Raw genomic sequence first — 24,596 nt, forward strand, 5'->3', positions numbered from 1 at the left:
CGGACAGGGACGTTTCACCACAGAACACGCATGAATGTTTTCATACGTCTTGCAAACCGGTCGGCATATATAAATACTGCTCACGGATCGCGCCCGGCCGGCTCCGGGCACCCTCCGCTCCCACGGACTCACCGCACGCACTGCCGCCCCGAGAAAGCCGACGGACCGACCATGCGCACGCACCCCGCCACGCAGGACCGGTCCCCGGCCCCCGGGGCACCCGTACGGACACTCCCAGCCGCCGTCTCCTACCCACGTCGGCGCCGGGGGTGTGCCGGGGCGCATCGCCTGAGCGAGGCGCCCGTGGCGGCCCCGGCCATCCCCTAGGCCGGGGCCGCCCCGAACCCGTCGATCACCCTCACGACGCCGCACACCGGAAGCGATGATCATGACCCTGACCAGCACGCGTATCAGCCCTGACTGGCCCTGTCAGGTCAAGACGCCGGGCTCGTACGACTGGGAGCGCTCGGCGGCCAAGTGGCTGCGCGAGCTGATCCCGGCGCGCTACGCCAGCTATCCGGCCCTCATCCGGCACCCCGTCCTGCTCGCCCGGCACGCGCAGATCCAGGTGCAGCAGGAGATCCGGGTCGCCCGGACCGCCCTGCAGACCGCGCGGGCCGAACTTCCGATGCTCGGGCTGCCGGAATCGGTGATCGAGCACACGATCAAGATGTACGCGGCCGAGGTCATGCAGCTGCAGCACATCGCGCGCAGCGTCCGGGCGGTCAGCGAGGCGCTGGCCGGCCGGAGCACGAGCCGCTGACCCGCCCGCCCCCGGGCCGCTCACCCCGCCCCGCGGGGCCCGCATGCCCTCTTCGCCCGGGCCCCTCGTACATCCCGTGAGGGACCGTCGCACTGATCTTCGAGCAGACCGTCGTCAGGGCGTGGGTACGGACCGTCGCCCCTGCCTGGTCGTCCGGTGCGGAGCCCGGATGAAGCCGGACCGGGCAGACGAGTGATCGAACGGCCGGAGGTGTGCAATGCTCGTCGCGTGACGAGCGAGCCCGTCCCCCCGGTGGACCCCCGTGCCGGCGCCGACCTGGCGGCGCTGGCCAAGGTCGTGGCCCGGCAGCGTGCCGAGATGGAGCGGCTGCGGGACCTGGCCGCGACGTCGGCCGTCCTGGAACGGGCCAAGGGCGTGCTGATGGCCCTCACCGGCTGCACGCCGGACGCCGCGCACGAGGAGTTGCGGCAGCGCGCGAAGGACGGCCAGCGGACCCTCCTCGAACAGTGCTGGCTGACTCTGGGCGCCCTGCCGTCCAAGGAGCAGCCCCCCGCCCCGCCGTCGGCGCCGCCCGCCGCCGGCCCCTGGACGATGGCGCCCGCGGGCACCGCCGAGCTGGCGGAGGTGCTGGCGCAGGTCGGCCGGGACATGGTGCACGTCGGCTCGCCGCACGAGCTGGCCGGTTGCCTGCTGGACCACCTCGGTCGCGAGATCGGCGCGGACGCGGTGATGCTGTACGAGCGGCTGCCCGAGGGCGGGCTCGGGCTGATCGGACACGCGGGCGTCGACCCCACGCTCGCCGCACAGTGGCGTCATGTGCCGCCGGTGGCCGGCGTGGCCCCGCTGGAAGCCGTGCGGACCGGGGAGCCGTCCTGGCTGGAGGACCTGCCCGCGGACCGTTCGCGCTACCTGCTCATCGGGGACCCTCCGGAGCGGTGGCTGAGCCGGGCCTGGCTGCCGGTCCCCGCCGGGGACACCGCGAGCGTCGCCTTCGGCGTACTGCGCCGGCGCGCCGGGGCGTTCGAGCCGCGCGAGCGGGAGCTGCTGCGCGCCGTGGCCCGGCTGTGCGCGGGCCGGCTGCGGGCCTTCGACGGCCCGCAGGAGGGCACGGCCGCGGCCGTCTCGCAGACGGTACAGGCGGTGTTCGACGTGCTGCCGGGCGCGGTGATCCTGCTGAGCCCGCTGCGCACCGCCTCCGGCGAGATCGAGGACTACCGCATCGACGCCGCCACCCCCGACGCGGTCGACGTGTTCGGCCGGACCGGCCGGGACATGGTCGGCAGGCACGTCCTGGAGAGCTATCCGTCGGTCGCGGGCGAACCCCTGTGGCAGGGCTACCAGCGGGCGCTGGCGACCGGGGTGCCGTTCGAGGGCGAGCCGTTCGCCTACCAGGACGTCGTCGGCGAGGTGACCGTGACCGCCACCTATTCGGTGCGGGCCGCCGCGCTGGGCGAGAGCCTGGTGGTGAGCTGGCTGCGGCACGACTCGATGGACCGGCAGGAGCAGCGCCTGTCCGACGTGCAGCGGCTCGGCAACCTCGGCTGGGCGAACTGGAACCTGATCACGCAGGAGATCTCCTGGGCCGCCCAGACCTACGCCGTACTCGGCCTGCGTTCCGGCGAGGAACCGGTGCGGCTGGAGCAGCTGCCCGGCCTCGCCGTGCCGGAGGACGCGGGGCCGCTGGCCCACGCGATCGCCGAACTCGTCTCGCACGGCCATCCGTTCGACGTGCCGTTCCGCATGGACACGCCCGGCGCGGGCGTCCGGCATCTGCGGATGGTCGCGGAGGCCGTCTCGGCACCCGAGGGCACCCCGGTCGAGGTGCACGGGTTCGTCCAGGACCTCACCGCACAGCGCAGCGCGGAACTCGCGCTGGTGGAGAGCGAGCGCGCGATGCTGCTGCAGCGCGGCATCCTGCAGGCCGAGCGGGCGCTGGCGGCCCGGCTGCAGCACGCCCTGCTGCCGCTGCCCAGCAAGCCGGCCCGGCTGGCGGGGCTGCGCGTCGAGGTCGCCTATCTGCCCGCGCAGTCCGGCATCCACGTCGGCGGCGACTGGTTCAGCGCGATCGAACTGCCCGATCACGAGGCGCTGTTCGTGGTCGGCGACGTGGCGGGTCACGGTCTCGACGCGGTGGCCACGATGGCCCAGCTCCGGTTCACCGCGAAGGGAATGGTCAGTACCGGTTCCTCGCTCACCGGGGCGCTGGCACGGCTCAACCAGTTGCTGCTGCACTCCCGCGACAGCCAGACCACGGCCACCATGGTCCTCGCCCGCTACGACCCGGAGCGGCACGTGCTGGCCTGGGCGCAGGCCGGGCATCCGCCGCCGCTGCTGGTACGCGGGGGCGAGGTGCGCTACCTCGACCGGCCCGGCGGCATACTCCTCGGTGCGACCGGCGCACCCGTCTACGAGTTGATGGAGCTGGAGCTGCAACCGGGAGACCGGCTGCTGCTCTACACCGACGGCCTGGTGGAGCGTCCCGCCGAGGGCCTCGACGCGGGCTTCGAGCGGCTGGCCGAGGCGGTGCGCGCCCATGCCTGCGGCGAGTCCGGCTCGCTCGAAGCGCTCCTCGCGTCGATGCTGGCGGACGAGCGGCGCGACGACGTGTGCGTGGTGGACATCCGGATGCCGGTGGACACCGCACTGGAGGAGGCCGCCGCGGACGAGGCGGACGGGTAGGGCCGGCTCTCCGCGGACGAGGCGGACGGGAGCGCCGAGGTCTTCGCAGGCGAGGCGGACGGGGAGCGCCGAGGTCCTCGCGGGCGAGGCGGATGTGGACCGCCGAGGTCCTCGCGGGCGAGGCGGATGTGGACCGCCGAGGTCCTCGCGGGCGAGGCGGACGGGGAGCGCCAGGTTCTTCGCAGGCGAGGGGGACGGGGAGGGCGGGTTCAGTCCACGGGGTGGCCGGCATCGATGGTGACGGCGTCGGAGAGCCGTAGCAGGGGTCCGTCGTGCCCCTCGCCCCACTGGACGGGGTCGAGCACGAAGCCGACGTGGTCGCCGCCGTCGGTGCGGTGCAGGATGGTGCCGACGAACCAGGCCGCCGCGTCCTCGAGGACGGCGGCCCCGCCGTGCCCCTCCCGCCAGGCGAGCCCCGCGAACTTGTCGACCTCGTCGCCCGTCTCGCCGCCGAAGCGTTCCGCGAGGCCGCGCTGGTCGCGGGTGATCAGATGGACGGCGAGGCACTGCGCGGCCCGGGCGACCCGGTAGGTGTGGTTGGCCTTGGACAGCCACACGGCGAACCGGGGCGGCCGGATGGAGCACTGCGAGGCGAAGCCGACCAGACAGCCGGACCGGTCGCCGCCCGCCACGGCCGTGACCACGCACATGTCGGGGTCCAGCCGGTCGAAGAAGCCGTCCGGCCCGCCCTGCCCGCCGCGACCCGCCACCCCACCGGCCTCCGTCCGGCCGCCTCCGCCCGGCGCACCGCCCGCACCTGTCCGGCCGCCCCCGGCCCGGGCACCGCTCGGACCCGGACGGCCGCCTTCGTCCTGCGTGCCGTTCGGGTTCGTCCGGCCGTCCCCGGCCTGCGTGTCGTTCCCGTCCGCCATGCCGTTCCGCTCCCGTCCGTCGCCGCCTGCACGGTGTTCCCCGCGTACCGCTCATGAATCGTCGCCCAGGCCGGTCCGGGACTCCAGCGCGCGGCGCGTGTCGTCGCCGTAGACACCCGTCTCGTCGCCGCTGATGCCGTACCACAGCTGGAAGCGGGCGACCGCCTCGGTGAGCGTGGCGTCGTAGGTGCCGTCGGCGGAGCCGTCGCGGTAGACGTCCGGGATGCGCAGCAGGCGCTGCTGGAGTTCGGTGACCTCGGGGCCGGTGTTGCCCTGGCGGAGGGTGCCGGGGCCGTCGGGGTCTGCGGCGTCGGCGGGGGCGATGGGGGCGGACGGTGCGTCAGGGGCGGACGGTGCCGGGGTGGCGGGGGCGGCAATCGGGGTGGCGGGAGTGGCGGGGACTGCGGTCGTGGCCGGCGGGGAGGGCCGGGCGGTGGCGGCGGCCTGCTGGCGGCCGGGCAGGAGCAGGGCACCGGTGAAGCCGAGGAGGGCGGCAGCCGCGACGGCCACGGCGACGGCGGCCCGGCGCGGTCCGGGGCCGGAGGCGGAGTCCCATGCGGGGACGCCCGGGGCGGGCGTGCGGGGCGGACGGGCGGCGGGCACGGGCGGGAGTTCGTCGGTGTCCGCCTCGGCCGGGTGCGCCGTCCGCCGGGGAGCGGAGGGCGGGCGGGGTGCCGTGCCGAGGGGCTCGTAGGTCACCGGGTCCGGGCGGATCTCCCGCATCAGCTCCGCGAGGGCGTCGAAGCGGCGGGGCCGCAGGACCCGGATGGGCTCCAGGTCCGGTCCGGGCTGCGGTTGACCGGGGTCGGGCGGTGTCGGCACCTGGCTCTCCTTCCGTCCCGCGGATACGGGTGCTTTCGCGGTCCCCGTGCTGAGATACGGCGCCCACGGCGGCCCCGTTCAGGCCCCCACCCCCCGCCCTGCGAACGATCGACGTGCTCAACTCGGCTGAAACGGTGAGCGTTTGAGCGAACGCATGCTGGAAACCGCCGTCATGGCGCCTCCCCGGTCACGCCCTTGGGGACGTCCTCGGTCACGTCCTTGGTCGCGCCGTGCGTTTCCGACCGCCGGTTCCGGCACCGCTGCCGCCCCGGGGCTGGGCCCCGCCCGGGCGTCCGGGGCGGCGGACGAGTGCGCGGCGCTGCGGGCGAAGTGGCGCACCCCGGACCTCGGCAAGGGGTTCGAACCGAGCCGGATCACGGTCAGGCCGGGCTGAGCACCCCCCGCGCGAACCGGCTCAGGGACGCCGTGAACGCGCCGGTGAAGGCGTCCCTGGTCTCCTCCGGCAGCGCGTCCAGGGAGAGGTAGGGGTTGAGGTCCTCCAGTTCGACCAGCAGCAGGCTGCCGTCGGGAGCGCGGCAGGCGTCGACGCGCTGGATGCCGTACCCGAGGTCGTTCCAGTCGATGAACCGCCGGGCGAACTCCAGGTCGGCGGCGGTGGCCGCGTAGGGCCGAAGTTCCCAGCGGCGCCGGGGGTCGGGGGCGTACAGGGCGTACTGGAAGTCGTCGTCCACGAAGTAGAAGGACACTTCGTGGACGAAGTCGATGCAGGGCTGGATCAGGACGTCGCCTGCGGCGGACTCGGCGAGCCGGCTCCCGGTGACGATCCGCAGGCCGAGGGAGTCCGCGCCGAGCTTCGGCTTGACCACGTACCGCTCGGCGGCCGGCAGCCGGTGGACGTCCGCGATGCTGTCAACGGTCGGGATGACCGGGAATCCGGCGGCGCTCAGATCGAGCAGGTACTGCTTTCCGGCCATGTCCGCCTTGCCGGTGAGCGGGTTGTAGACCCGGGTGCCGGCGGCGAGCGCCTGTGCGCGGAAGGCGTCGTACTCCCGCTGGTAGCCGAGGACGGGCCCGCTGTTGCGTACGACGACGGCGTCGTGGCCGTCCATCAGCGCCGCCGCGTCCAGCGGATGGCACAGGGCCAGGTCGAAGTGGGCGCGCAGCCGGGAGGTGAGGTGGATGTCCTCGTCGCAGTAGCGGCGCCCGCGGGCCTGGTACGCCAGGTCGGTGACGTAGAGCAGGCGGGGGCGGGCGGCGGGCATGGGGGATCTCCTCGGGGGCGGTGCGGGGGCCGGGGCGGGCCGGTGCGGGGGCCGGTGCCGACCGCGGTGGAGAAAGGTTACGCCGCAGGGGTGGGGCCCCTGCCGCCGCCCCTGCCCTGCCGCCGGCCGGGGCAAAGCGCGTCTCGGGGAGTCGGGGTACGCGGATGGTCCGATCGCTCCGGTGTTCGGCGGGTTCGCCTCAGGAGCACTCAGTTCCCTCGGAAAGGCGCTCAGGCTGCACTGAGTGTCACGAATCCGTTTCCGGTGCTACGTTCCCGTCCATGAGCTCCAGCAGCGCGGCGCCGACCGCGAAGCCGCCGATCCGGGACGCCCTGGTGGCGGCGGCCTTTCGGCTCTTCCTGGAACGCGGGTACGAGCAGACCACCGTGGACGACATCGTGGCCCTGGCCGGTGTCGGGCGGCGGTCGTTCTTCCGCTACTTCCCCTCCAAGGAGGACGTGGTCTTCCCCGACCACGAGCGCTGCCTGGCCGACATGACCGCCTTTCTCGCGACGGGCGGTCCGGAGCACGAGCCGGTGCGACGGGTGTGCGACGCGGCCCGGCTGGTGCTGCGCATGTATGCCGAGAACCCGACCTTCTCCGTGCAGCGCTACCGCCTGACCAGGCAGGTGCCGGGCCTGCGCGCCTACGAACTGTCGGTGGTGTGGCGGTACGAACGCGCGCTCGCCGAGTATCTGCGCGGACGGTTCGCGGGCCGGCCGGACGGGACGCTGCGGGCCGACGTGATCGCGGCCGCGGTCGTCGCCGCGCACAACAACGCCCTGCGTTCCTGGCTGCGGTCGGACGGCGAGGGTGACGCGGACGCGGCGGTGGACCAGGCGCTCGGACATGTGCAGCGGACCTTCGGGCGGCCGACGGCGGAGACCTGGGCGGCGCCCGTGCGGACCGCCCCGGAGCCGGCCGGCGGTCAGCCGGCGGAGCCCGACGACGTGGTGGTGCTGGTCACGCGGCGGGACGCGCCGCTGTGGCGGGTGGTCCAGGAACTGGAGACGGCGCTCGGCCGCACCTGACGTGCCGGCCGGCCGCACGAGCCGCCGGCCGGTCCCGCCCGGCCGTCGACCGGGCGGCTGCCCTCACCTGCCGAGCAGCCGCCCCACCCGCCGGCCGCACGCTCTCCGGACCGCCGGTATGACCGGCAGATGGCCCGCGGCCGACAATTATGGGTACGGAGTGCCTTTACGAGTGACACTCAGTGCCATACTCTGTCGGCGTGCGTGGTGGCACGACGACCGCGCACGCGCGTGCGCGGTCCGCGCCGGGCACGCGGGATTCCGGCCGAGCGCAGGGAGTTGACCAGCGTGTACCACCACTCAGCAAGCGCATCGCATCCGGCGGCCGGTTCCGCGGCGGGTGTTCTCGATCCCGCCCCCGTGGACACCCAGGACGCCATCGTTTTCCAGCGCTGCACCTGGTGCGGCACCGCGATGTACCACCGGCTGCTGTGTCCGGTGTGCCAGGGCAGCGAGTTGCGCACCGAGCGCAGCGAGGGCACCGGCACGGTCCGCCACTCCAGCGTGGTGCACCGCAACACGCCCGCGGCGCGCAACGTGTCGCTGATAGAGATGGCCGAGGGCTTCGTCGTACGGGGCCGGGTCATGGGCCCGCCGATCGGGATCCACAGCGGCGACCGGGTCCGGCTGTCCACCGCCAAGGACCCCGTGCGCGGCGAGCCGGTCTTCCAGCTGCTGGACGAGCCGTACCGGGCCTGGACCTGACCGCCGTAGCCCCCTGGGTCCCGCAGCCGAACCCCACGGCGACGTCACTCACCCAGCAGCACCTCGCGCAGCCGCACCCCGCACAGCCGTAGCTCGCACAGCCGCATCTCGCGCAGCACACCCCCCACCTCCGCCGCCTCGTGCGTCCGCGTGGCCGGTGTGATCGATCACTACCTCTTCACAAGCAACCCACAGCCTCTGCTTTCCATCCTCCGGGAGCGAGGGACGCCCGGACGGCCGGGACGTCCGTGGTCGGGGTTCGAGGAGGAACAGTGGTCCGTGCCCGGCGCATATGGGTGACCGCTGCCGCGTTGCTCGCGGTGGCGGGAACCTCGGGGGTGACGGCAGTCGCCCAGTCTCAACCACCTCCGGGAACGGGGGTGTTGTCAGCATCGGAGGACCGTCCGCTGCCGCCGGGGTGGCGACTGACGGGCGGGGGGTCGGCGCCGCAGCTGGTGTGGCGTTCGGACCGGCCTGTGCCGATGGGCGACGCGCGGGTGGAATTCCGTTCCGACGGGCAGCTGTTGGGGACACCGCGGCCCGCGCCGGACGGCCGTACGTTCCGGCTGTCGCTGGACGCCCGGCAGGCGAAGCAGCTGGGCGGGTTGCAAGTCTGGTCCGGGGGACGCCGGTTGGACGCGCCGGACGCCTCCGGAGCCACCGGGTCGGCGGCCCGGCTGCCGGCGCCGCTGCCCGCGAACGGCGTGGACCCGGGCAAGCCCGGTTCGTACCGGACCAAGACCGGTGAGTACGGGCTGAAGTCGGTGCGACTGCCGGGCTTCGCGGAGCCGGTGGAGATGCGTGCGGTGGTCGTCGCGCCCGTCGGCGCGTCCGGCAAGCGCCCGCTCGCGCTGTTCCTGCACGGCCGTCACTACACCTGCTACAAGGGCCGCGAGGACATCACCGGTGACTGGCCCTGCAAGGCCGGCACCAAGCCGGTGCCCAGTCACCGCGGGTACCTGCGCGACCAGAAGCTGCTCGCCTCGCAGGGCTACGTGACCGTGTCGATCGCGGCCAACGGCATCAACGGGCAGGACCACCTGGCGGAGGACGGCGGTGCCCAGGCGCGGTCGTCGCTGGTGCGCCAGCACCTCGCCCGGTGGGCCGGCTGGGCCGAACACCCCGAGACCGCACCGAAGGTGGTCCGCGAGGCGCCCCGCGCCGACCTGTCGCGTGTCCTGCTGGTCGGGCACTCCCGGGGCGGCGAGGGCGTCAACCGGGCCGCGCTGGACAGTCTCGTACCGCCGCCCGCGGACCGGGACGGCTACCACGGGCCGGTGCGCTGGAAGATCCGCGGTACGGTGCTGATCGGCCCGACGGTCTTCGGCCAGAACCCGGTGCCCGACGTGCCGTCGGTGACGATCCTGCCGGGCTGCGACGGTGACGTCTCCGACCTGCAGGGCGAGGTGTATGTCGACGGCACCCGCGCGGTGAGCAACGGCACCGCCCTGCACAGCGCGGTGTACGTGATCGGCGCCAACCACAACTTCTTCAACTCCGAGTGGACGCCCGGCCAGTCCGCGGCGCCCGCCGACGACGACTTCTCCGACGACCCGCAGCACCACGACCCGGTGTGTGCCAAGCGGGCCGCGACCCGGCTGACCGCCGACCAGCAGCACCGGGCCGGTTCCACCTACATCGCCGCTGCCGCGCGGCTGTTCCTCGGCGGCGACGACCGGGTGCGGCCGCTCCTGGACGGTTCCGGGAAGCGGGCGCCGTCCGCGGACCCGGCGCGCGTGCTGAGCCACGCGGTGGGTGCCCGGCGCGGCGGCGGTTTCCTGCCGGACGGCGGGGTGTCGGTGACCGGCGGCAAGCTGTGCGCCGCGGTGGACCCGAGCCCGGCCAAGGCCTGTATGGGACAGGGCGGGAAGGGCTCTTCGCCGCACTTCGCGATGTGGGAGACCGACCGCGAGGCCGGCCGGCAGGCGATCGCGCTGCACTGGACCCGGGCCGGTACTCCGGCGCGGGTGAGTGTGAAGCAGCCGGTGTCGCTGTCGGGTGCGAAGTCGCTGGCGCTGCGGCTCTTCGTGCCGCCGAACTCCCGCGGTACGCAGCTGGACGTGTCCCTCACCGACGCGGCCGGCCACAAGGCGAAGCTCGGCCGCGTCAAGGCGGACGGGCTGCCCGGCAGTGAGCGGACCGCCTCGTACTGGGCGCAGGAGATCCGGGTGCCGCTGACCTCGGCCGGACGCGCCGGACTCGACCTGCGCTCGGTCAAGTCGCTCGAGCTGACGCCGCGTTCGGCGTCGGGGCGGGCCTGGCTCATGGACGCCTGGGGCTGGGCGCCGGGGACGCCCGCGGTGCGGACGGACGCGCTGCCCCGTGTGGACGTCGGCCGTACGACCGTGGACGAGGGCGACTCGGGTGTGCGCACCTACCGGGTGCCGGTCCAGGTGTCCGGCCGGGGCGGCAGCGGCCAGGTCCGGGTGTACGTCGTCGACCCGGTCACCGGGAAGGTCAAGGACAAGCTGGTGACGGTGCGTCCGGGCGGCCAGGACATCGACGTACCGGTCGAGGTGAAGGGCAACACGCGCTACGGCGCCGATGTGTCGTACGACGTTCTGGTCAAGGCGGTCCGTGGCGCGGTGGTCGGCTCGCACCGGGGCGGTATCACCGTCCACGACGACGATCCGGCACCGAAGATGACCGTCAAGCCCGTCGCCGGCCGGGTGACCGAGGGGCAGCAGCTGAAGTGGCGGCTGTCGCTGTCCGAGGCGGTGGACGTGGACATGAGCGCCATGTTCGTGGTCGTGCCCGCCACCGCACCCGAGCTGGGCACCAAGGACGTTCCGGCCCGCTGGCTGCGGGACATGACCGGGGCGTCGCCCGACCCCGAGCGCGCGCTGTCCAAGGTGGAGGGGCTCTACCTGTGGGTGGACGTCCCGGCGGGGCGCACCAGTGCCGACATCACCGTGCCCACGGCGAAGGACCGGGTCCGTGAGTCGACGGAGTCGGTGCGGTTCCAGCAGGTCGACATGGAGACCGGGAAGCCGCAGGCAGGCGGTCTCGAGCTGTCGGGATCGGTGCTGAACGCGTCGTAGGGCGCGGGTGCCGGGTGGCCCTCACTGCGGGAGGGTCACCCGGATGCCGACCGTGCCGTCGAGGCCGCGCCGCAGCCGGCTGCCGAGCAGGGTGAGGCGGCCGAGGACGCCGTACTTGCGGGCGATGAGGGTGCGGTAGCGGGCGGTGGTGGCGGGGCCGGCGATCTCGGCGGTGGCCGGCAGCTGGTCGCCGGTCGGGTTTCCGCGCAGGTCGCACGGGCCGACGAGGACGTCGGGGCGGCGCCGGATCCGCTTGACCTTCCAGCTGTCGGCGGCCGTCCACACACCGAGCGCGCCGGCGTCCATGACCACCCACACCGGGGTGGCGACGGGAGTGCCGTTCTTCCGGTAGCTGGTCACCAGCAGGTACTTGCCGGAGCCGAGCCGGTCCAGCAGCGTGTCGTCCATGCCCGCAGTCTAGGAGGCGGCGTGCGGCCCGCGGCGGGCCGGACCGACTTGGTCCGGCCCGCCGGTTCACCGGGCCTGCGGCCGAGGTTCTACAGCCGGGTTCCGGCTGATGTCTGCGGCCGAGGTTCTACGGCCGGGTTCCGGCTGGGGTCTGCGGCCGGGAGGACTGGTCGCAGCGGCGGGCGGCTGCCGCGACGGGGTCAGGTCAGGGCTGTGGCCATCCGCCGTACCGCCTCGGTGAGGATCTCCGGCGTGGTCGCCAGATTCAGGCGGGCGTGGCCGGCGCCGCCGGTGCCGAAGGGCAGTCCGGAGCTGAGCGCGACCCGGCCGCGGCCGAGGAAGACCTCGGCCGGGTCGTCGCCCAGGCCGAGGGCGCGGCAGTCGAGCCAGGCGAGGAAGGTGGCCTCGGCGGGGTGCACGCGGATGCCGGGCAGGTGCTCGGCGAGCAGGCTGTCGAGCAGCCGCCGGTTGTCCTGCAGGCCGGCCAGCAGGGCGTCGAGCCAGCCGATGCCCTCGGACAGGGCGGCGGTGTGCGCGATGATCCCGAGGTGGCTGGGCCCGTGGCTCACCTCTTCGGGCATCCGGGCGAGGTCGGCGGCGGCAGCGGTCCCGGCGAGGGCCAGCGCGGCCTTGAGACCGGCCAGGTTCCAGCCCTTGGACGCCGACATCAGGGACAGGCCGCGCTCGGCGCCGGGCACGCTCAGATAGGGCACGAAGGTCACGCCGGGCGCGACGAGCGGGGCGTGGATCTCGTCGACGACGACCCGGACGCCGTACCGTTCGGCGAGGCCGGCGACGGCCGTCAGTTCCTCGGCGGTGTGCACGGTGCCGGTGGGGTTGTGCGGGCTGCACAGCAGGTAGGCGGCGCGGCCGCCGTGTGCGGTCGCCTCCCGGAACGTCTCCTCCAGGATGCCGAGGTCCAGGCGCAGGCCGGCGCCGAGCGGGGCCTCGACCACCCGGCGGTCCATGTGGGTGATGAACTGGAAGAACGGCGGGTACACCGGCGGGTTGACGATCACCGGGTCGCCGGCTCCGGTGACCAGTTTGATCATTTCGACCACGCCGAGCATGACGTCCGGGACGATCGCGGTGCGCTCCGGGGCGATGCCGTGCCAGTTCCACCGTTTGGCGGCGAAGGCGGCGAGCGCCTCGGCGTAGGCGGTGCCGGCGGGGTACCCGGTGTCGCCGAGTGCGAGTGCGTCGGTGAGGGCGCGGACGACGGTCTCAGCGAGGGGGACGTCCATCTCGGCCACCCACAGGGGCAGCACGTCCTCGGGGTAGGTGCGCCATTTCATGCTCGTACGACGTCGCAGCCGCTCCAGGTCCAGAGCGCGCAGCGGGTCCGGTTCGCCGGGTGTGTCGTGCGGGATGCTGGTCATGGGGCTCAAGATAGGCGGCTTCGGCGTGTGCCGGAACGGGGCCCGCGAGGGGCCGGGAGGAGCCGTCCGGCAGGGCTCTGTGCGCGGGGAATCGCCGGGGCGGGCTTCGGAGACCAACCGGGGCGTCTAGATTGCGTCTTGCACGGTGTATCTCCCGTCAGGCATCTCATCAGGCATCAGGAGCTGACCCACGTGACCGACAACCCGGCAGCCACCAATGACGTGGCCGTGTCGCTGCGCGCCCGCATCAACACCGGCCAGCCGCACACCGCCCGGATCTGGAACTACTGGCTCGGCGGCAAGGACAACTACGAGGTCGACCGGGCGGCCGGCGACCAGATCCGCCGGCTGCACCCGGGCATCGGCGAGTACGCGCGCGCCGACCGGCTCTTCCTCGGCCGCGCGGTCCGCCACCTGGCCGGTGACCTGGGCATTCGGCAGTTCCTGGACATCGGTACCGGGCTGCCCACCGCCGACAACACCCATGAGGTGGCCCAGCGGATCGCCCCGGATTCCCGGATCGTGTACGTGGACAACGACCCCCTCGTCCTGGCGCACGCCCGGGCCCTGCTGACCAGTACGCCCGAGGGCCGCACGGACTATCTGGACGAGGATCTGCGCAACGTCGACGCCATCCTGGAACACGCCTCGAAGACGCTGGACTTCAGCCGGCCGGTGGCGCTGATACTGCTGGGCGTGGTCATCTTCATCGGGGACGACGAGGACCCGTACGGCCTGGTGCGGCAGTTGACGGACCGGTTGCCCGCGGGCAGTCACCTGGTGCTGTCGCACACCGTCACCAGCCCGTCGATGCCGGACGTGGACGAGGCGGTGAAGTTCTGGAACGAGCACGGCACGCCGAAGCTCACGCAGCGCACGCCCGCGGACGTGGCCCGGTTCTTCGACGGTCTGGAACTGCTGGAGCCGGGTGTGGTGTCGTGCTCGCGCTGGCGCCCGGAGCACGACCACGGGGCCGAGCCGGAGGAGGTCGCCATGTTCGGCGGGGTGGCCCGCAAGAGCTGAGGGCCGCCGTCGGTGAACGCCGCCGGCCCGGGCGCCGTATGGAGGAGAGGTCCCCCGACCATCCGGGGGCCCGTGGTGCCGGTAGGGGCATCGCGCGTTCGGGTTCGGCTTCGGGAGCCATGCATGCGGCACGCACGACGACGGGTCGTCCGGCGAGTGACACGGCTGGCGGCGGTCGGCGGACTCCTCCTGGGCGGCGGGATGGTCGCCCAGGCGGCCCTCGCGAGCGAGGCTCCGCCGGCCTCCGCCAGAACGCTCGGTTCCGCCGGAGACACCGGTTCCGCGCTGGTGGCGCGGCTGGGCACCGGCCGTACGGCGGGGAACTGGGTGGGCGCCGACGGGCGTACGGTGGTGGCGGTGACCGATGACGCGGCGGCGCAGGTGGTCCGGCGGGCCGGGGCGCAGGCGAAGGTCGTGTCGCACAGCATGAACGAGCTGAAGTCGGCGACGGCGACGCTGCGTTCGGCGCCGCGGGTGCCGGGCACGGCGTGGGCGGTGGACTACCGGACGAACCGGGTGATGGTGCAGGCGGACCGTACGGTGTCCGCCGGTGACTGGTCCCGGCTGACCGGGGTCGCCGCGAGGATCGGCAGTTTCGTGCACATGGAGCGTACGAAGGGCACGTTCAGCACGCGGTTGAACGGCGCGCAGCCGATCCTGTCGACCGGGGGCCGCTGTTCTGCCGGGTTCAACGTCACCAACGGGCAGTCCGACTTCATCCTCACGGCCGGCCACTGCGGGCCCGCCGGTGCCACGTGGTTCGCCGACAACCAGGGCGATCGGCAGCTCGGCAGCACGGTGAACAGTTCGTTCCCGGGCGGTGACTTCTCGCTCGTGCAGTACGCCGGCGGCAAGGCCGGTGCGGGTGCCGACGTCGTGGCGATCGGCGGCGGCAAGGGGGTGCGGATCACCGGGGCAGCCGATGCGGCGGTGGGCCAGCGGGTGTTCCGCAGCGGCAGCACCAGTGGTCTGCACGACGGACAGGTGAAGGCGCTGAACGCGACCGTCAACTATCCGGAGGGGACGGTCACCGGGCTCATCGAGACCGATGTCTGTGCCGAACCGGGCGACAGCGGTGGGCCGTTGTTCTCGGAGGGGATCGCGCTCGGTGTCACCTCCGGCGGCAACGGTGACTGCACAACCGGCGGGACGACGTTCTTCCAGCCGGTGACCAAGGCGCTGTCGGCGCTGGGGGTGCGGCTGATCGTGTCGGGGCAGAACGCCGGCGGCGCCCAGAACGGCGCGCCCTCCCCCGCGCCGTCGGGCGCCGCGAACCAGGGTGCGATGGCTCCCAGCGCGGCCTCGCCCGGCTCCTCGGCTCCGGTCACGGGCGCGTCGGAGGGGAGCACCCTGCTGGCGCGGCTGACGGACACCCGGAACGTCGGGCCGGGTCTGCTGGTCGTCGCGGGCAGCCTGATCGCGCTGGTCGGGACCCGGTACATCCGGGCCGAGCAGGACCGCAAGGCGTATCAGCGGCACTACTCGGCGTCGTGGGGCTGACCGAGGCGACGGCTTGCCGCCGGGGGAACGGCCTCCGGTACGACGAAAAGGGCACCCGTGCGGTCACGGGTGCCCGGGGTGGTCACGGCGCGGTGTGCGCGGGGTCGGTCAGGCCGCCCGGTGCGACTGCGGGGCCGCGGCGGCCCACTCCATCACGAGGCGCTGGTACTCGGCGCGCTGCTCGGTGGTCAGTGTCCCGCCCGACCGGCGCCACAGCGCCCGGATCTCCTCGTTGACCTCCGCGGCCGATCGCTCGGAGGCGGCTGCAACAGTGGTGGACATGCTGTGAAGCATATGCCGAGCGAAGTGAAGGCGCCGTGAGTAAGCATCCCCAATACGGACATTTCGGACCGTGTTACTCATCACGTCAATGTGTCAAGCGGGGGCGGGAGTTCATTCCTCGGTCCGGCCGCCGTGACCCGGCGCACACCGCCGCCGGCCAACGCGCGCGTGGCCCCCGCTACACCCTGCCGGGCGTCGTCGCGCACGAGTCGGCACGGCAGGGCGGGGTGCGGCTGGCCGTCCCGGACTTCGGACGTCCGACGAAGGACGACCGGACCGGCAGGGCTCAGGTGCCCGGCTTGCGGCCGTACACGAAGACGTCGTCGCCGGTCTTCAGCAGCGACCAGTACTTCTTGGCGTCCTTGGTGGTCATGTTGACGCAGCCGTGCGAGCCCGGCGGGTTCCACATGCTCAGGCCCACCGAGTGGAAGGCCTGGCCGCCGTCGAAGAACTGGCTGTAGGGCATCGGCACGTCGTAGATGTCCGAGACGTGGTCGATGTCACGCCAGTAGATCTTCTTCAGACCGGTGCGGGTCTCGTAGCCGTCACGTCCGGTGCGCACCGGCACCGGGCCGTAGACGAGCCGGTTGCCGTCCTGGATCCAGCTGAGCTGGAGCGTGAGGTTCACACAGGCGATCCGGCCCTTGTTCGTCGGGCACTTGCCGTCCTTGTTCGGCTTGTTCCCGACGGCCTTCTGCTTGTTCATGAGGTCCATCACGCCCCAGGTGACGGGTCCGGCGTAGCCGATGGCGGGCGTGATGCCGTGCTTGTTCTGGAAGGCCTGGATGGCCTTGCAGTCCGTGGCGGACTGCTTGCCGTCGACGGGCCGCCCCAGGAACTTCTCGACCTGCTTCTGGTACGGCCCGGCCTGTGTGGTGCAGCTTGCGGCCTGTGCCGGCGCCGCGGTCACGGCGAGCGCCAGCGGCGCCACCAGTCCCGTGACGCCCAGCGCGACGACGCCTCGTCTGCGTATGACCCCCATGAGTGCCTCTTCCCCTTCTCCCCTTGTCGGCCCAGGGCCTCCCCGGGTGTTCTCCGACGCGATTCCCGCGGTATCGGACATCTAGACCCGGCCCGGCGGCTCATGGTTGTGTTTCCGGCCAGGCTGTGACGAAATGGTGAACTTTTTCACTGTGCGACCGGGTCAGGACTGCAGGGCGCCCGCCTCCGAGGACGTAGCCGGCCTACGGTCCACGCTGCGGCGCATGGACCTCGCCAGCGGGAGACACAGGCATGTTCGAAACGGGGGGCACAGTAGTGCGAGACCAGCTTCTCGGGGGCCGTTACCGGTTGGTGCGGCAGCTCGGTGAGGGCGGAATGGGGCAGGTGTGGGAGGCACAGGACGAAACGCTGAGCCGACCTGTCGCAGTCAAGGTGATTTCGCTGCTCGCCGGTGGCGGAAGCCGCGGCGATGAGGCGCGCGCCAGGTTCCTGCGCGAGGCACGGATCACCGCTCAGCTGCAGCACCCAACATCGTGACCATCCACGACCTCGGCGAGACCGGCGCAGAGGACAGCAAAGTCCCATTCCTGGTGATGGAGCTGATCCGAGGTGAAGGCATGGACGCAATACTGCGCCGAGGCGCAGTCACCTTGTCCGACGCCGCACGATGGGGTGCGCAGATATGCGACGCGCTCGCTGAAGCGCACAACGCCGGAATCATGCACCGGGACATCAAGCCCTCCAACACCCTCATCTTCCGGCAACGTGAAGGTCCTCGACTTCGGCATCGCGAGGGCGGCCGACCCCTACTCGACCGCGGACCGCCTCACCCAGACCGGCTTCATCGTGGGCACACCCCCGTACATGGCCCCCGAGCAAAGAGCTGTCTCGGGATGCAGACGACTTCGGCCTGCACAAGTGGCTCGGCGCCCGTTCAGCGGTACCCGGTGACGTCCGCCGGCTTGCCCGTGTCCTGCACCTCGACCAGGTACCGCCAGGCGTCCGGCCGGCTGCCGTCGAGGTCGGTGTAGCCGTACACCTGGGCGAGCCCGCCGCTGGACAGCGACTGCCCGTTGAAACGGGCGACGTCCGGGTCGGCGGCGAGGGCCGCGACGGCACGACCGGTGAAGCGCGGGGTCTCGGAGATGGCGAAGTGCGGTTCCCGGCGCAGGGCGTCCCGCCAGTTGTCCTCGCGGACGCCGTACGCCTCGAGCATGATCTCCGAGCGCATCCAGCCGGGGGTCAGGGCCACGGCCGTGGCGCCGCGCGGGCCCAGTTCGTGACCGAGGGCGAACGCCATGCGCAGGGCGGACGCCTTGGCGAGGTCGTAGAAGAAGTTCACGCGGTAGGTGTCACGGTTGTAGTCGGCGGTGCCGTCGGTGACCTCGACAACCAGGCCGCCGGGGCGGCGGAGCAGGAGCGGCAGGGCGTGGTGGCTGGTGACGGCGTGCGTCTCGACGGCGAGCCGGAGCAGTCTCAGCCCGTTGTCGAGGTCGTGCTCCCACACGGGGGTGTCCCAGGCGAAGAGCTTCTCGCCGCCCCAGATGTCGTTGACGAGCACGTCCAGGCCGTCCTGCTCTCCGGCGATGCGGTCCACCAGGTCCCGTACGGCGGACCTGTCCAGGTGGTCGGTGGGGACGGCGATGCCGCGTCCGCCGGCCGCGGTGACGAGGTCGGCGGTGTCCTCGATGGTCTCGGGGCGGTCGTACTCGGAGCGGTGGGCGCGGGTGCTGCGGCCGGTGACGTAGACGGTGGCGCCGGCCGCGCCGAGTTCCACGGCGATGCCCCGCCCGGCGCCCCGGGTCGCCCCGGCGACCAGCGCCACCTTGCCTTCGAGCGGTCCTGACATGTCCGGCCTCCTGTGCGGTACGAGTGCGGTGCTTCTCCACTGTCCCCAGGAAGCCGGACATCCTCTGTCGGGTTTTGCCCGCGAGACCGCGTGTCGTGCCGGGCGTCGTGCCGCGTGTCGTTTCAGGTGTCGCGTCGGGCGTTGTCTCAGGTGTCGCGTCGGGTGTCGTCTCAGGTGTCGCGTCGGGTGTCGTCTCAGGTGTCGTGCGCGCGGAACGTGCGTGGCCGGGGGGCGGGCGGGGCTCAGTGGCCGCGTGCGATCCACTCCTCCAGGTGGGGTGCCTCGGCGCCGATGGTCGTGGAATCCCCGTGGCCGGTGAGGACCTTGGTCTCCGGCGGGAGGGTGAGGAGCCGGTCGCGGATGGAGTCGATGATCGTCGGGAAGTGGGAGTGGGAACGACCGGTGGCGCCCGGGCCGCCCTGGAAGAGGGTGTCCCCGGAGAAGACGGTGCCGAGGCCGGGGTCGTACAGGCACACGGCGCCCGGGGCGTGCCCTGGGGTGTGCAGCACGGTGAGGTCGGCCCCGGCCGCCTCGATGACCTGGCCGTCGAGGAGGTGCCGGTCGGGGTCGCGGTCCGGGTGGGTCTGCTTCCACAGCGGCAGGTCGTCGGGGTGCAGCCAGATGGTGGCGCCGGTGAGGTCGGCCAGTTCCGGCGCGGCGTTGACGTGGTCGTTGTGCGCGTGCGTGCACACGATGGCGATCAGGCGCCGGTCGTCGACGGCGTCGGCGATGGCCCGGGCGTCGTGGGCGGCGTCGATGACGATCACCTCCCGCTCGTCGCCGACGATCCACACGTTGTTCTCCACGTCCCAGGTGCCGCCGTCGAGGGTGAACTGCCCGGCGGTGACGAGACGTTCGATGCGCACGGTCATCAGAACACCACCACCGAGCGCAGCACGTCGCCGTGGTGCATCCGCTCGAAGGCCTCTTCCACCTGGTCCAGTCGGATCGTCTCGGTGACGAACGCGTCGAGGGGCAGGCGGCCTTGGAGGTGGAGGTCGATGAGCATGGGGAAGTCGCGGGTGGGCAGGCAGTCCCCGTACCAGGAGGACTTCAGGGCGCCGCCGCGGCCGAAGACGTCGAGCAGGGGCAGTTCGAGTTTCATCTCGGGGGTGGGGACGCCCACGAGGACGACGGTGCCGGCGAGGTCGCGGGCGTAGAAGGCCTGCTGGTAGGTCTCGGGGCGGCCTACGGCCTCGACGACGACGTCGGCACCGAATCCGCCGGTCAGCTCGCGGATCGCCGCGACCGGGTCGGTCTCCTTGGAGTTGACGGTGTGGGTGGCGCCCAGGGTCCGGGCCGTCTCCAGCTTGCGGTCGTCGATGTCCACGGCGATGATCTTCGCCGCGCCGGCCAGGTTCGATCCGGCGATCGCCGCGCCGCCGACGCCGCCGCAGCCGATGACGGCGACCGAGTCGCCCCGGCCGACGCCGCCGGTGTTGATCGCGGCGCCGATGCCGGCCATCACTCCACAGCCCAGCAGTCCCGCGACCGCCGGGGAGACGGCCGGATCGACCTTGGTGCACTGGCCGGCGGCGACCAGCGTCTTCTCGGCGAAGGCGCCGATGCCCAGGGCCGGGGAGAGTTCCTGCCCGGTGGCGGCGAGGGTCATCTTCTGCCGGGCGTTGTGGGTGTCGAAGCAGTACCAGGGGCGGCCGCGCAGACACGCCCGGCACTGTCCGCAGACCGCACGCCAGTTGAGGACGACGAAGTCACCGGGGGCGAGGTCGGTGACGCCTTCGCCGACCGACTCGACGACTCCGGAGGCCTCGTGACCGAGCAGGAAGGGGAAGTCGTCGGAGATGCCGCCCTGTTTGTAGTGCAGGTCGGTGTGGCAGACGCCGCAGGCCTGGATCTGTACGACGGCTTCGCCGGGGCCGGGGTCCGGCACCACGATCGTCTCGATGCGTACGGGCTCGTCCTTCCCCGGTGCGATCACGCCGCGGACTTCCTGCGCCATGCTCTGGCCCCTTCCTTCGATTGCCTTCGTGGCCGACACTACGCGCGACCGATCGGTAGCGGGACGGGCCACGACGGTGATCGTGGATCTTTCCGGCCACGCGGCCACCGGGGATGCGCCTGCCGAACTCGCGCTGCGGGGTGTGCCGTTCGCGACAGGCCGTCCTGCTCGGGGTGGCCCGGTCGGTGCCGGGGGCGCCCCTGGCGGTGCCGGGCGGTGCCGGGCGGCCCGGGCAGCGGTGAGGGCCGCCCCCGGCGGGGGCGGCCCTCATGGCCGGGGCCGGGTCAGTGAACGGCGCCCACGAGGCCGAGCAGGGGCGCGGCGGGCGCGAGGACCTGCTCCACCTGGCTGAGCTGGTTCAGCTCCTTGAGGTGCTCGAGCGACTGCATCTGTTCGCTGACCCGCGGGACCCGGCCCTGCTGCGACTCGGGGATACCGCTGACGGCGAGCGTGTCGAGCATGGTCGGCGCGCCGAGCTTGCCGACGAGCGGTGCGCCGGCCTCGGCCGCGTTCGCCGACGGTACGGCGAGGCCGGCGATCCCGGCGGCCAGACCGACGGCGGCGGCGATACGTCGTGTTGAAATCATGCTTCGTGCAACGGCGGCGGGCCCCGGCCGGACACGGGCTGTGGTCGGCGCTCACCCGTGAGGCGGAGCGGCCCGGCTGCGCTTGCCGGGACCGCCCGGGCGGAGGAGCCTCGGAGGAGGGGTCCGTGCGGCCCGCTCCGCGCCGGGCCGCGGGCCTGAAGGAGGTCACCATGGGCACCGCGACGGGGTCCGTTTTCGGCACCGAGACACTGCGCCGGGCCATCGAGGGCAACACCGGCAACAACCTGCTGTCGCTCTACGCCGACGACGCCGAGATCCGCATCGTCGACCATGACAACCAGCCCAGTCACCCCACGGTCCTGCGCGGCCGGGGCAAGATCGCGGAGTTGCTGGACGACATCTACCGCCGCGACATGACGCACAAGCTGGAGCAGTGCGTCGTACAGGGAGACCGCGCCGCCTACAGCGAGTCCTGCGAGTACGCGGACGGCACCCGGGTGCTCGCCGAGTCGATGGTCAGGCTGCGGGACGGCAAGATCGTCGACCAGCTGATCATCCAGGCCTGGGACGAGTAGGACGCGGCCAGGTGGTAGGACGCGGCCGGGTACGGCACCGTCCGGCGCTGGCGCGCGTGCGGCCCGCGGGGCAGGCCGGGCGGCGCTGACCTCCCGGACGAAACCGGGCGACCGGGCGGCCAGGCGGCGCTGACCGGCCGGACGGTGCTGACCGGACGGTGTTGACCGGCCGGACGGTGCTGACCGGACGGTGTTGACCGGCCGGATGGTGCCGCGAGCGCTCGGTTACGCTGTACGCGGGCCGTGACTGGCGCTGAGGTGGAGAACCACCGGGGAGCGGTCCGTGGTGGTTGCCGCGCGCCTGGGCGAGAGTCGATCCAGCTCAGGAGTGTGCAGCATGACCCAGGCCCGCCTCATGGACGGCACCGCGCTCGCCCGCCGCGTCGTCGGGGAGACCGCGCAGCAGGCCGCCCGCATCACCGAACGCACCGGTACGGCACCATGTCTCGCGACCGTGCTGGTCGGCGAGGACCCGGCGTCCGTGACCTACGTCCGCATGAAGCAGAACCGGTGCCGCGCGGCCGGCATCGCCTCCCGCCGCGTGGCCCTGCCCGCACACACGAGCACCGCCGAACTCGTGGGCACCCTGCGGGAGTTGTCGGCCGATCCGGGTGTGCACGGGATCCTGTTGCAGCACCCGGTGGGCGACCACGTCGACGAACGGGCCGCGTTCGAGGCCATCGCCCCGGAGAAGGACGTCGACGGCGTCACCTTCGCGTCGTTCGCGACGATGAGCTTCGGACTGCCGGGCTTCGTCTCGTGCACGCCCGGCGGCATCCTGCGACTGCTGGACGAGTACGGCGTCGACCCGGCCGGAAAGCGGGCCGTGGTGGTGGGCCGCAGCGCCATCCTCGGCAAGCCGGTGGGGATGCTGCTGCTGGCCCGGGACGCGACGGTGACGTACTGCCACTCGCGCACCCGGGACCTGTCGGCGGCGGTCCGCGAGGCGGACATCGTCGTCGCCGCCGTCGGCCGGCCCCGGCTGATCCACGGGCAGGACCTCAAGCCCGGCGCGGTGGTGATCGACGCCGGGTACAACGCGGGCAACGTCGGCGACGTCGACTTCGACTCGGCCGTGGAGCGGGCTTCACTGATCACGCCGGTGCCGGGCGGGGTAGGTCCGATGACGATCGCGACGTTGCTGGAGCAGACCGTGGCGGCCGCCGCCCGGCAGCTCGGCGTGTGATCAGCGCATCCAGGCCCGGTACTGCATGAGGTCCCCGGCCCGCACACCGTACTCGGGATCGTCTTCGGTGGCGGTGTCCTCCATGCCGAGCACGGCACCGGTGCGCGGTTCCAGGATCAGCAGGCGGCGGATGCCTGCCCTCTGGTACTCGTAGGCGTGGCCGGGGCGGCCGAGGCGGTCGGTCACCTCGCCGGCCGGCCGCAGCCCGTCGGCCCGGGCGAGCAGCCGGACGAGGGCCGCCGACTCGCGGGCACCGAGGGTCCAGTGGTCGAGCAGTTCGCCCACGGCCTCCAGGAGTTCGGGGGTGCTCAGCGGGGCCGTGCCGCGGTGCCTCCCGGGGCGGACGACTTCGGTGAGGTAGGCGCGCAGGGCCGCCGCGGTGTGCGGCGGGGTCCCTTCGGGCGGGGCGTCGCTCCACATCGGCGGATAGGTGGTGCGGCTGACGACATGGCCGTCCGCCACCTCGCGCGGCTCGTCGCCGTCGTCGGTGAGGACCGGGCGGCCGGGCCTGCGCGGGTCGGTGGCCATGACCAGCTCCGTGTGGCTGCCGTCCGCCCGCCAGCGCACCACGCGCTCCTCGGGAAGCGTGACGGGGCGCTCGTCGTCGCGCAGGGCGACGCTCCACGACTGCACGTGCGTGCCCTTGCGCAGGCCCGGCGCGTGGTCCGCCGTGGCCGCGTCGGCCAGCGCGATCATTTCCTCCAGCGGCACGGGCCGGGACTGGAGGTGGACGGTCAGCGGCCGCGGCGCGGCGACGGCCGGTGAGGTGCTCGGGCCGCCGAGCACGGCGTCGACGGCGATCACGAGGACGACGACGGTGGCGGCGAGGCCCCAGAGGAGCCGGGCGCGCGGGGTACGGCCGGGCGGTGCCGGCAACAGCCGGATCCGGCGCGGTGGACGCTCCACGTGCGGCCGCCGAAGCGGGAGCGCCGGACGGCGCCCGGGCAACAGCCGGGTGCGGCGCCGCGGAGAGTCGAACTCGGGCAACAGCCCACCACGAGCCCGTGGAGAGTCGCCCTCAGGCAACAGCCCACCACGAGCCCGCGAAGGATCGCCTTCGGGCGACAGCCCACCGCGGGGCCGCGAAGAGTCGGCTTCGGGCGACAGCCCACTGCGGGGCCGAGGGGGTTCTCCGTGCAGCAGCCGCTGGAGGCCCTGCTCGGCGCGCCGGTCCAGCGGACCGTCGCCGAGAGCGGGGCTGTCGGCCGGCACCGGGTTGGCGCGGCGCAGCAGTTCGAGTTCGTCAGCCATGTCGGTGGTCCTTGCAGAGGCCCGCGTCGGCGGAGGCGGGGACGACGGCGGGGGCGGGGTGCTTCGCGGGCTCGGCTGCCGTCATGGGCCGTATCCGGTCGATCTCGGCCCTGAGACGGTGCCGGGCCCGGTGCAGGCGCATGGCGGCCGCCCGGCTGCCGCATCCGAGGGCGACCGCGATCTCCTCGGGGCCCAGCTCCTCCCACGCGGCGAGGCGCAGTACCTCCCGGTCGGCCGGGGACAGCCGGTCGAGGGCCTCGTGCACCCAGGCGCCGGGCGCCTCCGTGTCGGGGCCGGCCTCGATGTGCCGTCCGTGCGCGGCCTCGTCGTTGCCGAGCCGGTCCACCAGCCGGCGCCGGCGGCCGTAGCCGCGTACCGCGTTCGCCAGGCAGTTGCGGGCCACCCCGTACAACCAGGGCAGCGGTGTGGCCGGCAGGTCGGCCCGGCGCCGCCAGGCGACCGTGAACACCTCCGCCACCACTTCCTCCACCTCGTCGGCCCGCCCCTGCAGTCGCCTCGCGACATAGCGGCTGACCGCCCAGTAGTGCTCGCGATAGGCAGCGGCGAAGAGATCGTCGTTGCTCATGCTCGGTTCG

Annotated in this window: 23 protein-coding genes, 1 pseudogene and 1 riboswitch; of the genes and pseudogenes, 11 read left to right on the top strand and 13 right to left on the bottom strand. The window is 73.0% G+C overall.

Features of this window, described 5'->3' with window-relative positions; translation table 11 throughout:
* Positions 1–382: 382 nt before the first annotated feature.
* Positions 383–763 carry a hypothetical protein gene (locus JK359_RS20715; protein WP_201837702.1) on the top strand — a complete coding sequence of 127 codons (381 nt, stop codon included), beginning with the start codon at positions 383–385 and terminating at the stop codon, positions 761–763.
* A gap of 252 nt (positions 764–1,015) precedes the next feature.
* Positions 1,016–3,403, top strand: a complete 2,388-nt coding sequence (locus tag JK359_RS20720; protein WP_201837961.1) for a SpoIIE family protein phosphatase — start codon at positions 1,016–1,018, stop codon at positions 3,401–3,403.
* A 209-nt stretch (positions 3,404–3,612) separates the two neighbouring features.
* Here JK359_RS20720 and JK359_RS20725 read toward each other — a convergent pair whose 3' ends face one another.
* The 3 genes from JK359_RS20725 to JK359_RS20735 form a co-directional block, all read right to left on the bottom strand.
* The gene (locus JK359_RS20725; RefSeq protein ID WP_201837963.1) at positions 3,613–4,053 is read right to left on the bottom strand and encodes a flavin reductase family protein; all 441 of its coding nucleotides are present in this window, start codon (positions 4,051–4,053) and stop codon (positions 3,613–3,615) included.
* 273 nt (positions 4,054–4,326) lie between these two features.
* Positions 4,327–5,097 carry a peptidoglycan-binding domain-containing protein gene (locus JK359_RS20730; RefSeq protein WP_201837704.1) on the bottom strand — a complete coding sequence of 257 codons (771 nt, stop codon included), beginning with the start codon at positions 5,095–5,097 and terminating at the stop codon, positions 4,327–4,329.
* Positions 5,098–5,477: 380 nt separating this feature from the next.
* Complete coding sequence (locus tag JK359_RS20735; RefSeq protein ID WP_201837706.1) at positions 5,478–6,320, bottom strand: ATP-grasp domain-containing protein; 843 nt, start codon at positions 6,318–6,320, stop codon at positions 5,478–5,480.
* 281 nt (positions 6,321–6,601) lie between these two features.
* On the opposite strand from JK359_RS20735, the gene JK359_RS20740 reads away from it, so the two are divergent.
* The 3 genes from JK359_RS20740 to JK359_RS20750 all read left to right on the top strand — a co-directional run bounded on the left by JK359_RS20740 (position 6,602) and on the right by JK359_RS20750 (position 11,097).
* Positions 6,602–7,351, top strand: coding sequence for a TetR family transcriptional regulator (locus tag JK359_RS20740; RefSeq protein WP_201837708.1), 750 nt, complete (start codon positions 6,602–6,604; stop codon positions 7,349–7,351).
* A gap of 288 nt (positions 7,352–7,639) precedes the next feature.
* Complete coding sequence (locus JK359_RS20745; RefSeq protein WP_201837710.1) at positions 7,640–8,056, top strand: Zn-ribbon domain-containing OB-fold protein; 417 nt, start codon at positions 7,640–7,642, stop codon at positions 8,054–8,056.
* Between the two features lie 272 nt (positions 8,057–8,328).
* Positions 8,329–11,097, top strand: coding sequence for a dienelactone hydrolase family protein (locus tag JK359_RS20750; RefSeq protein ID WP_201837712.1), 2,769 nt, complete (start codon positions 8,329–8,331; stop codon positions 11,095–11,097).
* Between the two features lie 21 nt (positions 11,098–11,118).
* Here JK359_RS20750 and JK359_RS20755 read toward each other — a convergent pair whose 3' ends face one another.
* On the bottom strand, positions 11,119–11,505 hold the full coding sequence (locus tag JK359_RS20755) for a PPOX class F420-dependent oxidoreductase (RefSeq protein WP_201837714.1): 387 nt from the start codon (positions 11,503–11,505) through the stop codon (positions 11,119–11,121).
* A 200-nt stretch (positions 11,506–11,705) separates the two neighbouring features.
* Positions 11,706–12,884 (bottom strand): MalY/PatB family protein, encoded by a 1,179-nt coding sequence (locus JK359_RS20760; protein WP_201837717.1) that lies wholly within the window; start codon positions 12,882–12,884, stop codon positions 11,706–11,708.
* 192 nt (positions 12,885–13,076) lie between these two features.
* Here JK359_RS20760 and JK359_RS20765 point away from each other — a divergent pair, with 192 nt between their 5' ends.
* A complete protein-coding gene (locus tag JK359_RS20765; protein ID WP_201837719.1) occupies positions 13,077–13,907 on the top strand; it encodes an SAM-dependent methyltransferase in 831 nt (276 codons plus the stop codon).
* Positions 13,908–14,030: 123 nt separating this feature from the next.
* Complete coding sequence (locus JK359_RS20770) at positions 14,031–15,407, top strand: S1 family peptidase (protein ID WP_201837721.1); 1,377 nt, start codon at positions 14,031–14,033, stop codon at positions 15,405–15,407.
* A gap of 108 nt (positions 15,408–15,515) precedes the next feature.
* Here JK359_RS20770 and JK359_RS20775 read toward each other — a convergent pair whose 3' ends face one another.
* Positions 15,516–15,701 carry a hypothetical protein gene (locus JK359_RS20775; RefSeq protein ID WP_201837723.1) on the bottom strand — a complete coding sequence of 62 codons (186 nt, stop codon included), beginning with the start codon at positions 15,699–15,701 and terminating at the stop codon, positions 15,516–15,518.
* Positions 15,702–15,818: 117 nt separating this feature from the next.
* Between JK359_RS20775 and JK359_RS39250 the strand changes: the two are divergent.
* Positions 15,819–15,943: pseudogene (locus JK359_RS39250) on the top strand (gfo/Idh/MocA family oxidoreductase); the annotation flags it as partial.
* 32 nt (positions 15,944–15,975) lie between these two features.
* On the opposite strand, the gene JK359_RS20780 reads toward JK359_RS39250, so the two are convergent.
* Positions 15,976–16,671, bottom strand: coding sequence for a L,D-transpeptidase (locus JK359_RS20780; protein ID WP_201837724.1), 696 nt, complete (start codon positions 16,669–16,671; stop codon positions 15,976–15,978).
* 493 nt (positions 16,672–17,164) lie between these two features.
* On the opposite strand from JK359_RS20780, the gene JK359_RS39255 reads away from it, so the two are divergent.
* Positions 17,165–17,662 carry a protein kinase domain-containing protein gene (locus JK359_RS39255; protein WP_307788202.1) on the top strand — a complete coding sequence of 166 codons (498 nt, stop codon included), beginning with the start codon at positions 17,165–17,167 and terminating at the stop codon, positions 17,660–17,662.
* Here JK359_RS39255 and JK359_RS20790 read toward each other — a convergent pair.
* From JK359_RS20790 to JK359_RS20805, 4 genes are all read right to left on the bottom strand, one after another.
* On the bottom strand, positions 17,566–18,480 hold the full coding sequence (locus tag JK359_RS20790; RefSeq protein ID WP_201837726.1) for an SDR family oxidoreductase: 915 nt from the start codon (positions 18,478–18,480) through the stop codon (positions 17,566–17,568). The two genes, JK359_RS39255 and JK359_RS20790, sit on opposite strands and share 97 nt — an antisense overlap.
* Before the next feature lie 242 nt (positions 18,481–18,722).
* Positions 18,723–19,352, bottom strand: coding sequence for an MBL fold metallo-hydrolase (locus JK359_RS20795; RefSeq protein WP_201837728.1), 630 nt, complete (start codon positions 19,350–19,352; stop codon positions 18,723–18,725).
* Entirely contained in the window at positions 19,352–20,440 is a 1,089-nt protein-coding gene (locus JK359_RS20800; protein ID WP_201837730.1) for an S-(hydroxymethyl)mycothiol dehydrogenase, read from the bottom strand. The genes JK359_RS20795 and JK359_RS20800 overlap by 1 nt, the downstream gene beginning before the upstream one ends.
* Positions 20,441–20,724: 284 nt before the next feature.
* On the bottom strand, positions 20,725–21,027 hold the full coding sequence (locus JK359_RS20805; RefSeq protein WP_201837732.1) for a hypothetical protein: 303 nt from the start codon (positions 21,025–21,027) through the stop codon (positions 20,725–20,727).
* Between the two features lie 170 nt (positions 21,028–21,197).
* Between JK359_RS20805 and JK359_RS20810 the strand changes: the two genes are divergently transcribed.
* Positions 21,198–21,563 carry a nuclear transport factor 2 family protein gene (locus JK359_RS20810; RefSeq protein WP_201837965.1) on the top strand — a complete coding sequence of 122 codons (366 nt, stop codon included), beginning with the start codon at positions 21,198–21,200 and terminating at the stop codon, positions 21,561–21,563.
* 233 nt (positions 21,564–21,796) lie between these two features.
* Positions 21,797–21,877, top strand: a riboswitch (ZMP/ZTP riboswitch).
* A gap of 23 nt (positions 21,878–21,900) precedes the next feature.
* Complete coding sequence (locus JK359_RS20815) at positions 21,901–22,749, top strand: bifunctional 5,10-methylenetetrahydrofolate dehydrogenase/5,10-methenyltetrahydrofolate cyclohydrolase (RefSeq protein WP_201837734.1); 849 nt, start codon at positions 21,901–21,903, stop codon at positions 22,747–22,749.
* Here the strand turns inward: JK359_RS20815 and JK359_RS20820 are convergent, their stop codons facing one another.
* A complete protein-coding gene (locus tag JK359_RS20820) occupies positions 22,750–24,000 on the bottom strand; it encodes a CU044_5270 family protein (protein WP_201837736.1) in 1,251 nt (416 codons plus the stop codon).
* A complete protein-coding gene (locus JK359_RS20825; RefSeq protein WP_236678187.1) occupies positions 23,993–24,586 on the bottom strand; it encodes an RNA polymerase sigma factor in 594 nt (197 codons plus the stop codon). Before JK359_RS20825 ends, JK359_RS20820 begins: the two co-directional genes overlap by 8 nt.
* Positions 24,587–24,596: the final 10 nt, after the last annotated feature.

Source organism: Streptomyces actinomycinicus, from assembly GCF_016741775.1.
GTDB lineage: Bacteria > Actinomycetota > Actinomycetes > Streptomycetales > Streptomycetaceae > Streptomyces > Streptomyces actinomycinicus.

What these genes read in the sequence shown, in the direction of transcription:
- JK359_RS20715 (WP_201837702.1), top strand. Translation starts at nt 383, where the DNA reads ATGATCATGACCCTGACCAGCACGCGTATCAGCCCTGACTGGCCCTGT.
- JK359_RS20725 (WP_201837963.1), bottom strand. Translation starts at nt 4,053, where the DNA reads ATGTGCGTGGTCACGGCCGTGGCGGGCGGCGACCGGTCCGGCTGTCTG.
- JK359_RS20735 (WP_201837706.1), bottom strand. Translation starts at nt 6,320, where the DNA reads ATGCCCGCCGCCCGCCCCCGCCTGCTCTACGTCACCGACCTGGCGTAC.
- JK359_RS20740 (WP_201837708.1), top strand. Translation starts at nt 6,602, where the DNA reads ATGAGCTCCAGCAGCGCGGCGCCGACCGCGAAGCCGCCGATCCGGGAC.
- JK359_RS20755 (WP_201837714.1), bottom strand. Translation starts at nt 11,505, where the DNA reads ATGGACGACACGCTGCTGGACCGGCTCGGCTCCGGCAAGTACCTGCTG.
- JK359_RS20760 (WP_201837717.1), bottom strand. Translation starts at nt 12,884, where the DNA reads ATGACCAGCATCCCGCACGACACACCCGGCGAACCGGACCCGCTGCGC.
- JK359_RS20770 (WP_201837721.1), top strand. Translation starts at nt 14,031, where the DNA reads ATGCGGCACGCACGACGACGGGTCGTCCGGCGAGTGACACGGCTGGCG.
- JK359_RS20775 (WP_201837723.1), bottom strand. Translation starts at nt 15,701, where the DNA reads ATGCTTCACAGCATGTCCACCACTGTTGCAGCCGCCTCCGAGCGATCG.
- JK359_RS20780 (WP_201837724.1), bottom strand. Translation starts at nt 16,671, where the DNA reads ATGGGGGTCATACGCAGACGAGGCGTCGTCGCGCTGGGCGTCACGGGA.
- JK359_RS20790 (WP_201837726.1), bottom strand. Translation starts at nt 18,480, where the DNA reads ATGTCAGGACCGCTCGAAGGCAAGGTGGCGCTGGTCGCCGGGGCGACC.
- JK359_RS20795 (WP_201837728.1), bottom strand. Translation starts at nt 19,352, where the DNA reads ATGACCGTGCGCATCGAACGTCTCGTCACCGCCGGGCAGTTCACCCTC.
- JK359_RS20800 (WP_201837730.1), bottom strand. Translation starts at nt 20,440, where the DNA reads ATGGCGCAGGAAGTCCGCGGCGTGATCGCACCGGGGAAGGACGAGCCC.
- JK359_RS20805 (WP_201837732.1), bottom strand. Translation starts at nt 21,027, where the DNA reads ATGATTTCAACACGACGTATCGCCGCCGCCGTCGGTCTGGCCGCCGGG.
- JK359_RS20810 (WP_201837965.1), top strand. Translation starts at nt 21,198, where the DNA reads ATGGGCACCGCGACGGGGTCCGTTTTCGGCACCGAGACACTGCGCCGG.
- JK359_RS20815 (WP_201837734.1), top strand. Translation starts at nt 21,901, where the DNA reads ATGACCCAGGCCCGCCTCATGGACGGCACCGCGCTCGCCCGCCGCGTC.
- JK359_RS20820 (WP_201837736.1), bottom strand. Translation starts at nt 24,000, where the DNA reads ATGGCTGACGAACTCGAACTGCTGCGCCGCGCCAACCCGGTGCCGGCC.
- JK359_RS20825 (WP_236678187.1), bottom strand. Translation starts at nt 24,586, where the DNA reads ATGAGCAACGACGATCTCTTCGCCGCTGCCTATCGCGAGCACTACTGG.